This window comes from Spirillospora sp. NBC_01491 (assembly GCF_036227065.1).
Taxonomy (GTDB): Bacteria; Actinomycetota; Actinomycetes; order Streptosporangiales; family Streptosporangiaceae; genus Spirillospora; species Spirillospora xylanilytica.
The window spans coordinates 7,579,356-7,591,688 of the sequence record NZ_CP109432.1; the positions used below are offsets into that span (position 1 = coordinate 7,579,356).

Sequence of the window (12,333 nt, forward strand, 5' to 3'; positions counted from 1 at the left end):
TGACTCCCTGTCGTCGCGCATCACCCGTTTTTTTGTGCAGGAGGACCACCGTGGGTCTGGCAATGTCGTACCTCAGGGTGCCGTCCGTGCTGGAGGGGGAGGCGGATCCGGGCCGGATCGCCCGCCGGGTCTTCGGCGACGGCGGCTGGCGGCGGCGGCCCGCCGGCGAGGTCCTGGACCTCGGCGGCGCGTGGCAGCCGCTGCACTTCCTGATCACCGGCGACCCGTGGGACGGGCGGCAGCCCGAGGCCGACGTGGTCTGCGGCGGGCGGCTGCTCACCGAGGACGGCGCCGACGAGCTCGGCATGGACGTGATCTACCTGGCGCCCGACCGGGTCAAGCCCGCGGCCGACCATCTGGCCGGCACCCCGTTCGGGGGGATCGCCGGGAGGTTCGACCCGGCGGCGATGGACGCCGCCGGAGTCGAGGGCGTCGGCGGCCTCGGCGGCGGGGCGCTCGACCGGGTCCTGGCGCCCGCCTACGCGGCCCTGACGAGGCTGTTCGCCGACGCCGCCACCGAGGGGCAGGCCATCTACAAGGTGATGGCCGAGGTGCGCTGAGCGTCCCCTGACGCCCCGTACAGTCCCGTACAGCCCCGTGCGGCCCCGACGTCCCGTGCAGCCCGTACGCCCCGAACGGTCCTGTACAGGGCGTACGCGCGGAATGTCCCGCGTCGCGGCCGTCCGGTCAGACGCCGAGCTGCGCGATGGTGCGGTGGAACATCTCGCGTCCGCCCAGCACCGTGGCCAGACCCTGCTCGACCAGGGGCGTGACCTCGGCGACGGTGACCGGACGGCCCAGCTCGGCGGACAGGCTCGTCGAGCCGACGTCCGGGATCCCGCAGGGCACGATCCGGTCGAACCATCCCAGGTCGCAGTCGCAGTTGAGCTGGAAGCCGTGCATCGTCACGCCGCGCGAGACCCGGATCCCGATCGAGCCGATCTTGCGGTCGGGGGAGCCGGCCACCCAGAGGCCGCTGTGCCCCTCGACCAGGGTGGTCTCCAGCCCGAACCCGGCGCAGACCTCCATCATCATGCGCTCCAGCAGCCGGACGTAGGCGACCACGTCCACCGGGTCCGGCAGCCGCACGATGGGGTAGCCGGTCAGCTGCCCGGGACCGTGCCAGGTGATCTTCCCGCCGCGGTCCACGTCGATCACCGGCGCGCCCGGGTCGCCGAACGGCCGGTCCTGGGCCCCGGTGCGCTTGCCCGCGCTGTAGACCGCCTCGTGCTCCATCAGCAGCACGGTGTCGGGGATCTCGTCGTCCGCCCGGCGCGCGTGGGTGCGCCGCTGGAGCTCCCAGCCGGCCTCGTAGGGCACGGCCGCGGCGCCGAAGCCGGCGTGCACGACGACGAGTTGCTCGATGCTCTGGCCGGGGGGGCGCTCGGTGGTCGCGTCGGCTTCGCGTACGTCCAGTTCGCTCACGCCGCCAGCCTATGCCTCACAGCGCGGCGAGCAGCCTGGGGTCGATCCGGTTCTCCTTGGCGGTGCCGGGGCCGTCCGGCTCGACCCGGTAGGCGCCGGCCTCCCTGCGGTAGGCGACGGCCTGCACGAACTCGGTGCCCACGTAGTGCAGGGCGGCCGACTCGTCGGCGGCATACCCGCCGGGCAGCGCGCCCTCGCCGACCAGCCGCTGGAGCAGCGGGCGGCGCTGCGGGTCGCTGTCGTAGTGCACCCCGCACGAGTACGGCAGGAAGCCGAGGCCGTCGCCCAGCGGGCGCAGCTCCGGGCCGTAGGAGTCGGTGGTGCCGCCCACGTGCCAGCACAGCGCGCCGGCGCTCTGCCCCGACAGCACCACGCCCTCCTGCCACGCCTCGCGCAGGATCACGTCGAGGCCGTGCAGCCGCCACAGCGCGAGCAGGTTGGCGACGCTGCCGCCGGCCACATAGATCAGGTCCTGGGAGAGCAGGTGCGCCCGCATGTCGGCGTGGTTCGGCATCGGGAACAGCGCGAGGTGGCTGACCTCGGCGTCGAGCTGCGAGAACACCGAGTAGCCGCGGGCGATGTGCTCGGTGCCGTCGCCCACCGCCGTGGTCAGGAAGCAGATCCGGGGCCGGTCCTGGCCGGTCAGGTCGAGCGCGTACCGGACCAGGGGGCTCGGCGAGAAGCCATACCGGTCGTCCGGAAGGAAGGCCCCCCCGCCGATGGCGAGGATGTGCGGCTGTCCGTCGGTGCTCACTTCGTCCTCCTCCTGCGCGGTTCCCGGCTTTGGTCCGATGTCGCAACGTCACCGTACGGGCACCGTTCGCGGACGGGCGCCGTTTTGGTGATTCTTGGCTCAGCCCTGCCGCGGCGTGCCGAGCTCGGCCGCCAGCGCTGCGCCGAGCGTGGGGTGGGCGAAGGTGAATCCGGCCTCGACCAGCCGCCGCGGGACGATCCGCTGGCTGACCAGCGCGCCCTCATCGGCGAAGCCGCCCAGGGCGGCCCGGAGCGCGAAGCCCGGGACGGCGAGCGCGGCGGGACGGTGCACGGCCCGTCCGATCGCGCGGGTGAAGTCCCGGTTGGTCACCGGCTCGGGAGCGGTCAGGTTCACCGGGCCCGCGACATCGTGCGCGATGAGGTGGCGCAGCGCGGCGACATGGTCGGCGAGGGAGATCCAGCTCATCCACTGCCGCCCGTCGCCGAGCCTGCCGCCGAGGCCCAGCCGGAACAGCGGCAGTACCTTGCCGAGCATCCCGCCGCCCGCGGCGAGCACGATGCCCGTGCGCGGGTGGACGACCCGGACGCCCGCCTCGGCCGCGGGCGCGGCGGCGGCCTCCCAGTCGCGGGTCAGCCCGGCGAGGAAGCCGCCGCCCATCGGGGCGCCCTCGTCGGTCTCCCGGTCGCCGGTGTCGCCGTAGAACCCGACCGCCGACCCCGACACCAGCACGCCGGGCGGGCGGCCGGCCGCGGCGATCGCCGCGGCCAGGGTCCGGGTGCCCCGCACCCGGCTGTCGCGGATGCGCCGCTTGTACTCGGGCGTCCACCGCTTGTCGCCGATGCCCGCCCCGGCGAGGTGCACCACCGCGTCGGCGCCGTCGAGGGCGGCGGGGTCGACGTCGCCGGACGGGTCCCAGCGCGCCTCGTCCGGCCCGGCGGGGTCGCGCCGGACCAGCCGCACGACCTCGTGCCCGTCCGCGCGCAGGGCGCGGACCAGAGCCGTTCCGATGAGCCCGGACGAGCCGGTGAGCGTCACCTTCATGGGTTCACCTTACGGTTCGATAGCCTCACGATCATGGTAAAGATCCCGAGTGCGGCGGTCGCCGCCGCAGGGCTCGTCGGCGGCTACGCCACGGCCCGCTTCACCCGCCGCCGCGAGCTCGGCGGCGCGGTCCTGGCCGCGGCCGGGGCCTACTGCGCCCGGGAATGGGCGCGCACCTCCGGCCCTAAGGGCGCGGCGGGCCTGCTGGCCGTCTACGTCGGCGGTTTCGGCGGCTCGCATCCGCTGGCCAAGAAGATCGGCCCCTGGCCGGCGGTGCTCGGAGTGTCCGCGCTGTCGGCCGGCGCCGCCTACGCGGTGTCCGACCGGAAGGCCGCCTGACCGCGGAGAGAGCCTGATCCGGCGCTGCCGCCGTTGCGTCCCCGGGTGCGGCCGGGCCGGTGCCTGCGCCGGCCGGCGCCCGGGGCGCTCACATCGTGTTGACGATGAGCCCGATGTGGGTGAAGTAGTTGAGCGCGCCGAAGATCAGGAAGAGCAGCCCGGCCAGCGCCCAGCAGAACCCGACCACCCGCCCGAGCGGCCCGCGCGGGGCGCCGAGGGCGGCCGGGAACAGCACGGCGCCCACGCCGACCAGGGCGTAGAGCACCGAGATGAAGGTCGCCTCGATCATCGGATGGTCGGCCAGCAGGCCCGAGATGGGCTCCTGTTCGGGCGCGGCGAACAGCTCGTACCAGATGCCCGCGGCGGCGATGCCGAAGCAGGCCAGGCCCATCCCGACGATGAAGATCGACACCGGCCCGGCGATCCCGGCGACGTAGCCGGGACGGTCGGGGTGCTCCTCCAGGATCGTGCCGCGCCGCCACAGGAACAGCGCCGCGGCGAGCATCAGCACGCCGAACGCCAGCGAGGGCTCACCGAAGATGATGTTGTCGAACGGGAAGCCGCCCGCCGCCAGCGGCCAGGTCAGCGTCATGTGCAGGCCGGTCAGCGTGAGGATCAGGCCGAGCACGCCGAAGGCCAGCGCCCAGCCCTCCGGGTGCAGCACGGTGCCCCGTCCGGCCAGGCGGCGGCCGAGGCCGACCACCAGGAGCAGCCCGGCGCCCGCCGCGACCGCCATGATGGTGTTGTAGGTCGGCATCTCCGCCCAGTTGATCTTCAAAGGGCCGTCCGCCGCGGCCAGAAGGCGCGCCGTTTCCATGGGTCCTCCCCGAGCCGGTAGTGATCATGGCCTACCCGGCTGCGGGCGGCCGCGCGCCCGGAGCGGCCGATCATGGGGCCGGCGCGGCGGAGTCTTTGCCCGGCCGTGACGCGCGGAGGCCCCGCCGCCCCCGGATGCGGGGGCGGCGGGGCCTCGTGCGGCGGCCTCGGCGGTGCTACAGGCCGAGGTCGGCCTCGAAGTTGCCCTCCTCCAGACGGTGCTTGACCGTGCCGAGGAAGCGGGCGGCGTCGGCGCCGTCGACCAGCCGGTGGTCGTAGGTCAGCGCCAGGTAGACCATCGACCGGACCGCGATGACCTCGCCGAGCTGCGGGTCGTCGATCACGGCGGGGCGCTTGACGACCGCGCCCGTGCCGAGCATGCCGACCTGCGGCTGGTTGAGGATCGGGGTGTCGAACAGCGCGCCCCTGCTGCCGGTGTTGGTCAGCGTGAAGGTGCCGTTGGACAGCTCGTCCGGCCCGATCTTGTTGACCCGGGTCCGCTCGGCCAGGTCGGCGATCCGCTGGGCGAGGCCGCCCAGGTTCAGCTGGCCGGCGTTGTGGATGACCGGGACCATCAGGCCGCGCTCGGGGACGTCCACGGCGATGGAGAGGTTCTCCACGTCGTGGTAGGTGACCTCGCTCGTCTCGCTGTCGATGACCGCGTTGAGCTTGGGGTGGACCTTGAGCGCCTCGACCGTCGCCAGCGCGAAGAACGGCAGGTAGGACAACTTGACGCCCTCGCGGGCCTGGAAGTCGGCCTTGGCCTGCTCGCGCAGCCGCGCGATCCGGGTGATGTCCACCTCGACCACGGTGGTGAGCTGCGCCGAGACCTGGAGCGAGTCGACCATTCGGCGGGCGATCGTCTGCCGGATGCGGCTCATCTTCTCGGTCGTGCCGCGCAGCGCGACCTGGTCGGCCGGAGCGCCGGCCGGGGCCGGTGCAGCCGGGCGGGCGGCCTGCGCGACCGGTGCCGCCGGTGCGGCCGGCTGCGCGGGCGCCGCGGCGGCCTCGCGGGCCGCCTGCTGGGCGGCGCGGGCGGCCTCCAGCACGTCCTGCTTGCGGATCCGCCCGCCGACGCCGGTGCCCTTGACCGTGGACAGGTCGACGTCGTGCTCGGTGGCGAGCTTGCGCACCAGCGGCGTGACGTACGGCCCGTCGCCCGTCGGCGTCGCGGGGGCCGCCGGGGCCTGCGGCTCGGGCTGGGCCTGCGTGGCGGGCACCCACGGCTGGGACGGGGCCTGCGCCGCCGGCTGCGGCTGCGCCGGGGGCGCGGCCGGCGCGGCGGGCGGCTGCTGCGGGGCGGCCGGCGGCGGCCACGCGGCGGGCGGCGGGGCCTGCTGCGCGGCGGGGGCCGCGGGGGCCGCCTGCTGCGGCTCGGGCTGCTGCCGCTCGTCGGCGGCCGGGGCGGCGGCGCCGGCCGGCGCGTCGCCCTCCTCACCGATGATCGCCAGTTCGGCACCGACCTCGACGGTCTCGTCCTCGGCGACGGTGATGCTGGTCAGGACGCCCGACGCGGGCGAAGGGATCTCGGTGTCGACCTTGTCGGTCGACACTTCGAGAAGCGGCTCGTCGGTCTCGACGCGCTCACCCTCCTTCTTCAGCCAGCGGGTGACGGTGCCCTCGGTGACGCTCTCGCCGAGCTGGGGCATAGTGACGGAGACCGGCATGGCTCTCAGCGACTCCTTCGAAATGAATATGTGCGGGCGTTCAGCCGTGCACGTGCAATGGTTTGCCGGCGAGGGCGAGGTGAGCCTCGCCGACCGCCTCGGACTGGGTCGGGTGGGGATGGATCAGCTGGGCGACCTCGCCGGGCAGGGCCTCCCAGTTGTAGATCAGCTGCCCCTCCGCGATGAGCTCGCCGACGCGGGCGCCGACCATGTGGATGCCGAGGACGGGACCGTCCACGGCCGCGATCACCTTCACCTCGCCCTGCGTGCCCAGGATCTTGCTCTTGGGATTGCCGGCCAGGTCGTAGGTGACCTCCTTGAGCTCGTGCCCGCGCTCCCGGGCCGTCTCGGTGGTGATGCCCACCGAGGCGACCTCGGGGTCGGAGTAGGTGATGCGGGGCACCCCGTCGTAGTCGATCGGCGGCGGGTTGAGCCCGCCGAGCCGCTCGGCGACCAGGATGCCCTCGGCGAAACCGACGTGGGCCAGCTGCGGCGTCGGGATCAGGTCCCCGACCGCCGAGATCGTGGGGACGCCGGTACGGCACAGCTCGTCGACCTTGACGAAGCCGCGCTCGGTCTCGACGCCGGCGTCGGCGAGGCCGAGGCCGTCGGAGACCGGCCCGCGGCCGACCGCGACCAGCAGCAGCTCGGCGTCGATGGTCGCGCCGTCCTCCAGTGTGACCGCGACACCGCCCGGGGTGGTCTTGGCGCCCTGGAAGCGGGTGCCGAGCCGGAAGGCGATACCGCGCTTGCGGAACGCCCGCTCGAGCCGCTTGGAGCTGGACTCCTCCTCCAGCGGCAGCAGGTGCGGGAGGGCCTCGACGATGGTGACCTCGGCGCCGAACGAGCGCCAGACGCTGGCGAACTCGACGCCGATCACCCCGCCGCCGAGGACGATCACCGACCCGGGGACGTGGTCGAGCTCCAGCGCGTGGTCGCTGGAGATGATCCGCTCGCCGTCGATCTCCAGGCCGGGCAGCGACCGGGGGGCCGAGCCGGTGGCGAGCACGATGTGCCCGCCCTCCAGCGTGCGCTCGGCGCCGTCCGCCGCGGTGACCACGACGGTGGTGGGTCCGACCAGCCGGCCGGTGCCCTCGACCACCTCGATGCCCTTGGACTTGATCAGGCCGGCCAGGCCCTTGACGGTGGTGCTGACGACCTTGTCCTTGTAGGCGTTCACACCGGCGACGTCGATGCCCTCGAAGGCGGCCTTGACACCGAACCTGGCGGCCTCGCGGGTCTGGTCGGCGACCTCGGCCGCGTGCAGCAGAGCCTTGGTCGGGATGCAGCCGCGGTTGAGGCAGGTGCCGCCGAGGCGGTCCCGCTCGACGAGCGCCACCGACTTGCCGAGCTCGACCGCGCGCAACGCGCACGCGTAACCGCCGCTGCCACCACCTAGGACGACGATGTCGAAGGGGCCGCTGTTGGCCACTGGACGCTCCCTCTCCCGGTCTTCGCGCCGCGTGGGCGCCTTCTGCGGGGGCGGGGCGCTCCGTCGCGGGCCCCCGCCGCCACGAGAAACCTCTTCACTATCTTCTACCCGGCAACGCCGGGCGGCGGCTACAGAATCCCGGCGGCGAGATCCTCCGCCACCTGGACCAACGTACGGGTCGCCGCTCCAGTGCCGCCCTTCGGGGTGTATCCATAGGGCTCGCCCTTGTGGAAGGCCGGTCCGGCGATGTCGAGGTGGGCCCAGCGGACGCCGTCCGGCACGAACTCCTGGAGGAAGACGCCGGCGACCAGCATGCCGCCCCAGCGCTCACCGCTGATGTTGGCGATGTCGGCGACCGCGGAGTCGAGCCCCTTGCGCAGCTCCGCCGGCAGCGGCATGCCCCAGGACTGCTCCCCGGCGCGGCCGGCCGCCGCCACCACCTTCTCACGGACGTCGTCGTCGTTGGCCATGATCCCGGCGGTCCGGGTGCCGAGCGCGACCAGCTGGGCGCCGGTCAGCGTCGCCACGTCCACGATCAGGTCGGGGTCGTCCTCGCCGGCCCGCACCAGCCCGTCGGCGAGGACCAGGCGGCCCTCGGCGTCGGTGTTGAGGACCTCGACGGTCTTGCCGCCGTAGACCCGCAGCACGTCGGAGGGACGCTGCGCGGTGCCGCTCGGCATGTTCTCGGCGAGGGCCAGGTAGCCGACCACGTTGACCTTGGGCCCGAGCTCGGCGATGGCCGACAGCGCGCCGAGCACCGCGGCGGCGCCGCCCATGTCGGACTTCATCCAGTCCATCGCGTCGGCCGGCTTGAGCGACAGGCCGCCGGAGTCGAAGGTGATGCCCTTGCCGACCAGGGCGAGGGTCTTGGCGGCCTCGGGGTGGGTGTAGGCCAGCCGCACCAGGCGGGGCGGGTTGGCCGAGCCCTGCCCGACGCCCGCGATGCCGCCGTAGCCGCCGTCGACCAGGGCCTTCTCGTCGAGGACCTCGACGTCCAGCCCGGTCTCGCCGGCGACGCGCGTGGCGACCTCGGCGAAGTCCTCGGGGCTGAGGTCGGACGGCGGGGTGTTGACCAGGTCGCGCACCAGGTTCATCGCGGTGGCGAGGGTGCGGGCGCGGGCCACGGCGGCCTCGGCGCCGGCCCCGGCCGCACCGGAGTGGACGAGGCGGACGTCCTCGACCGGGCTCTTCTGCTCGCCGGTCCGGTACGCGCCGAAGGTGTAGTTGCCCAGCAGCGCGCCGAGGGCCACGGCCTCGACCGAGGCGGCGTCGGCGGCCGGAAGCGCGACGGCCGCCCTGGCGGTGCCGGCCAGGGCCCGCACGCCGGCGCCCGCGGCGCGGCGCAGCGCCTCGGCGTCGGGGGAGTCGCCCAGCCCGACCGCGACCACGACGGCCGCGGGGATCGCGCCGAGCGTGGGGAGCTTGGTGACCTCTCCGGCCCTGCCGGTGGCGCCGAGCGCGCTCAGCGCCTCGGCGAGCTGTCCGTCGAGGGCCCGGTCGAGATCCTCTGAACCCGGTGCGGGCCGGGCCCCGGAGTCGCTCGGGGCGACCCCGATCACGATCGCGTCGACGTCGAGGGTGGCCGGGGCTGCACTGTCAAGGCTGATGCTCGTCACGTGCCCCGATGTTAGTCCTCCTGGTGACCGGTTTCGCCCTTTTGGATCAAGCATTGCCTTACCGCGCCCAGAGTCGATGACATGAATGGTGCTAGTATCATTAGCATCATGTTGCTCCGACTCGCCCCCGGCGACCCGCGTCCCCTGCACGAGCAGGCGGCCTCGGCGATCCGCCGCGCGATCACCGCGGGCGAGGTGGCCCCGGACGAGCGGATCCCGCCCGCGCGGGATCTCGCCCAGGCGCTCGGCATCAACCCCAACACCGCGCTGCGCGCCCTGCGGCAGCTCCGCGAGGAGGGACTGCTGGAGTTCCGGCGGGGCCGCGGCATCCGGGTCGCCGCCCGGCCCGAGGACGGCCACCTGGTCGAACGGGCGCGCGAACTGGTCGCCGAGGCCGAGCGGCTCGGCGTGTCCCGCGCCCAACTCATCACGCTGATCGAAGGAGTATGACCATGGCCACCCGCAGATCCCTGGCCCTGGTGACCGGCGTCTCGGCCGTCACAGGGGCGGCGCTGATCCCGCTCGTGTCGCTGCCGCTGCGCGACCGGCTCCCCGATCCGATCGCCACGCACTGGAGCGGTGGCGGGCCGCCCGACGGGAGCGGCTCGCTGACCGCCGCCCTGCTGATCTGCTGCGGCATGTGGGCGACGATCTGCGCGGGCGCGCTCGTGCTCGGCTGGTCCGGCTGGGGCCGGCGGGCCGTCCGCACGCGGACGGTCGCGTCGCTCTTCGCGGGCGCCGTGTTCACGGCGGGCGTACTGGGCCTCATCCTGAACGCGAACCTGGACCGTTCCTCCTGGCGGGACGCTGGCGGCATGGGGGCGGGCGGGATCGCCCTGCTGCTGCTCGCCTCCGCGGCCGGCGGCCTGATCGGCGCGCTGCTCGGACGGATCGGCGCCGACTCCCGCGAGCCCGCCCCCGGCGCCCCGCGCAGGATCCGGATCGGCGCCGGGGAGCGGGCGGTGTGGATCGGATACGTGCACAGCCGGTCGATGATCCTGCTCGGCTGGGCGCTGACCGGGCTCGGCGCCCTCGGCGTCCTCCTGGCGCTCGTGCCCGCCGGCCCGCTGCCGAGGTCGTCCTGGTCGGGCGCGCTGGCGCTGGTGATCGGGGGAGTGGTCGCCCTGGCGCTGTCATCGGCGCGGGTCACCGTGGACGCCCGCGGGCTGGGCATCGCGGCGGGCCCCCTGCGGCTGCCGATCCGGCGCATCCCGCTGAACCGGATCGGGACCGCCTGGGCCGAGGACCGCAGCCCCGCGCAGGCCGGCGGCTGGGGCTACCGGGTCGGCCCGGCCGGCACCACGATGATGCTGCGCGGCGGCGAGTGCCTGGTCGTGGAGAACACCGGCGGGCGGCGCTTCGCGGTCAGCGTGGACGACGCCGAACGCGGCGCCTCCCTCCTCAACTCCCTCCGCGAGTCGTCCGCGGCGTGACGCGGCCGGTGCCTGCCGGTGCCTGCCGGTGCCGGCCGGCCGGTGGCGGTGAGCGGCCGGTGGTGGCCACCGGAGGCCGGTGGTCAGCGGAGGGCGGTGAGGGTGATCAGGGCGGCGGTGGCCGAGATCTCGACGAGGGCGCCCAGCACGTCACCGGTGACGCCGCCCAGGCGCCGGACGGCGTGACGGAGCATGAGCAGGGCCGCGCCCAGACCGACGAGGACGGCCGCCAGGCCGTGCAGAGCCCCGCCCAGTAGCCCGCCCGCCGTTCCCGCCGCGCCCGCCGCCACGAGGACCACGCCCGTCACGGCCAGTGCGGCGCGGATGCCGACGGTCTCCGCGACCAGGGCGCCCAGCCCGCCGGGACGCGCCGACGGCACGCCCACGCGGCACGCCCACGGGAGGACGAGGCGTCCGCCGACCGCCGCGATGACGATCGCGACCGGGGCCTGCGGAGCGGACGCGAGGGCCGCCACCTGGACCAGCAGCGTGAACAGCAGGGTGACCACGCCGAACGGGCCGATGTCCGAACGCTTCATGATGGCCAGGGCGTCCGCCGCGGGCCGGTTGCTGCCCAGCCCGTCCGCCAGGTCGGCCAGGCCGTCCAGGTGCAGCGCCCGGGTGATCGCCGCGATCGCCGCCACCGCGAGGGCCGAGCGCAGCACCGCGCCCAGCCCGAGGACGTCGCCCAGCAGCAGGACCACCGCCGCGCCCCCGCCCGCGATCAGCCCGGTGAGCGGGGCGAGGAGCATCGCCCGGCGCGCCGTGTCGCGATCGAACCGGTCCGCCCGCAGCGGCACGACGGTGAGGAGGGTGACCGCCAGCCGCAGGCCCGCCGCCCAGGCGGCCCCCGGCGACCCGGTCACCGCAGCTCCAGCACGCGGCCCGCCACCACCAGGGCGGCCTCCTCGGACTCGGCGGCCAGCCGCTGGTTGAGGCTCCCGAGGACGTCGCGGAACGCCCGTCCGGATCTGGTCTCCGGCACCAGCGACAGCCCGACCTCGTCGCTCACTGCGATCACCCGGGCCGCGGTGCCGCGCCAGGCCGCGACGAGCGCGTCCACGGCGGGCACGGCCAGGGACGGGTCGTCCCACGCGCGCGCCTCGTCCATCACGGCGGCCAGCCAGGTGCCGACACCGTCGACCAGCAGGGCGCCCTCGGCCGAGCCCAGCACGCCGGTCAGGTCGGTCGTCTCGAGGGTCCGCCACCACGGCGGGCGGCGGCCCCGGTGCGCCTCGATCCGCGCCGACCACTCGGCGTCGTCGTCGCCGACCATGCCGGTCGCCACGTACGTCACGTCCGGGCATCCCATCAGCCGCGACTCCGCCTCCGCCGACTTCCCCGATCGCGAGCCGCCCAGCAGCAGCGTGCGAAACGGGCCGGCCGGCGGACGCAGCCAGTGGCCGAGCCGCCGCTCGAGCTCCCCGGGTGACGCGACGCGATGGTCCACGTGCACCGCCGCGATCTCGGTCGCCGCCGTGACCGCCCCCTCGCGCCGCAACCGGCCGAGCTGCTCGGGACGGCCGACCAGGTCGAGCAGCACCGCGTCGTAGGCGACGCCGGGCGCCGGTTCCGGGCACGCGCCCGGCCCGTCCGCCACGAGGATCCGCCCCCCGCCGCGCGGGACGCTCACGTCGTGCCCGCCGGCGACGCGGGTGCGCGGGCACTCCTCGAGGGGGACGCCGTCGACGCGGGCGCGGAACGGCTCGTGCCGCGTCCCGGCGGCGCGCAGCCGGTTGCAGGAGGCGCAGCGGCAGTCCGGCACCGGCCAGCCGTCCGGGCCCGCGATCGCCTGGAGTTCGATGTTCATCGTGATCGAAAACTCTACGGGCCGTCCCGTCCCGTGAGG

At 74.8% G+C, this 12,333-nt stretch carries 13 protein-coding genes; 4 read left to right on the forward strand and 9 right to left on the reverse strand.

Going from position 1 to position 12,333, the window contains the following annotated elements:
• Window positions 1–50: 50 nt before the first annotated feature.
• Window positions 51–560 carry a DUF1877 family protein gene (locus tag OHA34_RS35215; protein WP_285936983.1) on the forward strand — a complete coding sequence of 170 codons (510 nt, stop codon included), beginning with the start codon at window positions 51–53 and terminating at the stop codon, window positions 558–560.
• A 127-nt stretch (window positions 561–687) separates the two neighbouring features.
• Here OHA34_RS35215 and lipB read toward each other — a convergent pair whose 3' ends face one another.
• The 3 genes from lipB to OHA34_RS35230 all read right to left on the reverse strand — a co-directional run bounded on the left by lipB (window position 688) and on the right by OHA34_RS35230 (window position 3,181).
• The gene (lipB, locus tag OHA34_RS35220; RefSeq protein ID WP_285938558.1) at window positions 688–1,365 is read right to left on the reverse strand and encodes a lipoyl(octanoyl) transferase LipB; all 678 of its coding nucleotides are present in this window, start codon (window positions 1,363–1,365) and stop codon (window positions 688–690) included.
• Window positions 1,366–1,441: 76 nt separating this feature from the next.
• On the reverse strand, window positions 1,442–2,179 hold the full coding sequence (locus OHA34_RS35225; RefSeq protein ID WP_285936982.1) for a peptidase E: 738 nt from the start codon (window positions 2,177–2,179) through the stop codon (window positions 1,442–1,444).
• Window positions 2,180–2,278: 99 nt separating this feature from the next.
• Window positions 2,279–3,181: a TIGR01777 family oxidoreductase gene (locus OHA34_RS35230; protein WP_285936981.1), complete on the reverse strand. Its 903-nt coding sequence runs from the start codon at window positions 3,179–3,181 to the stop codon at window positions 2,279–2,281.
• Window positions 3,182–3,214: 33 nt separating this feature from the next.
• Here OHA34_RS35230 and OHA34_RS35235 point away from each other — a divergent pair, with 33 nt between their 5' ends.
• Window positions 3,215–3,520, forward strand: a complete 306-nt coding sequence (locus OHA34_RS35235) for a hypothetical protein (RefSeq protein WP_285936980.1) — start codon at window positions 3,215–3,217, stop codon at window positions 3,518–3,520.
• Between the two features lie 88 nt (window positions 3,521–3,608).
• Here OHA34_RS35235 and OHA34_RS35240 read toward each other — a convergent pair whose 3' ends face one another.
• The 4 genes from OHA34_RS35240 to OHA34_RS35255 all read right to left on the reverse strand — a co-directional run bounded on the left by OHA34_RS35240 (window position 3,609) and on the right by OHA34_RS35255 (window position 9,105).
• Window positions 3,609–4,337, reverse strand: coding sequence for a DUF981 family protein (locus OHA34_RS35240; protein WP_329520063.1), 729 nt, complete (start codon window positions 4,335–4,337; stop codon window positions 3,609–3,611).
• 175 nt (window positions 4,338–4,512) lie between these two features.
• On the reverse strand, window positions 4,513–6,003 hold the full coding sequence (gene sucB, locus OHA34_RS35245) for a 2-oxoglutarate dehydrogenase, E2 component, dihydrolipoamide succinyltransferase (protein ID WP_329520064.1): 1,491 nt from the start codon (window positions 6,001–6,003) through the stop codon (window positions 4,513–4,515).
• A 40-nt stretch (window positions 6,004–6,043) separates the two neighbouring features.
• The gene (lpdA, locus tag OHA34_RS35250; RefSeq protein WP_285936977.1) at window positions 6,044–7,435 is read right to left on the reverse strand and encodes a dihydrolipoyl dehydrogenase; all 1,392 of its coding nucleotides are present in this window, start codon (window positions 7,433–7,435) and stop codon (window positions 6,044–6,046) included.
• 128 nt (window positions 7,436–7,563) lie between these two features.
• Complete coding sequence (locus OHA34_RS35255) at window positions 7,564–9,105, reverse strand: leucyl aminopeptidase (protein ID WP_329520065.1); 1,542 nt, start codon at window positions 9,103–9,105, stop codon at window positions 7,564–7,566.
• Window positions 9,106–9,159: 54 nt separating this feature from the next.
• Here OHA34_RS35255 and OHA34_RS35260 point away from each other — a divergent pair, with 54 nt between their 5' ends.
• Both OHA34_RS35260 and OHA34_RS35265 read left to right on the forward strand, forming a co-directional pair.
• Complete coding sequence (locus tag OHA34_RS35260; RefSeq protein ID WP_285936975.1) at window positions 9,160–9,501, forward strand: GntR family transcriptional regulator; 342 nt, start codon at window positions 9,160–9,162, stop codon at window positions 9,499–9,501.
• 2 nt (window positions 9,502–9,503) lie between these two features.
• Window positions 9,504–10,484: a hypothetical protein gene (locus tag OHA34_RS35265; protein WP_329520066.1), complete on the forward strand. Its 981-nt coding sequence runs from the start codon at window positions 9,504–9,506 to the stop codon at window positions 10,482–10,484.
• Between the two features lie 83 nt (window positions 10,485–10,567).
• Here OHA34_RS35265 and OHA34_RS35270 read toward each other — a convergent pair whose 3' ends face one another.
• Window positions 10,568–11,350, reverse strand: coding sequence for an adenosylcobinamide-GDP ribazoletransferase (locus OHA34_RS35270; protein ID WP_329520067.1), 783 nt, complete (start codon window positions 11,348–11,350; stop codon window positions 10,568–10,570).
• Window positions 11,347–12,294, reverse strand: coding sequence for a bifunctional adenosylcobinamide kinase/adenosylcobinamide-phosphate guanylyltransferase (locus OHA34_RS35275; RefSeq protein WP_285936972.1), 948 nt, complete (start codon window positions 12,292–12,294; stop codon window positions 11,347–11,349). The genes OHA34_RS35270 and OHA34_RS35275 overlap by 4 nt, the downstream gene beginning before the upstream one ends.
• Window positions 12,295–12,333: the final 39 nt, after the last annotated feature.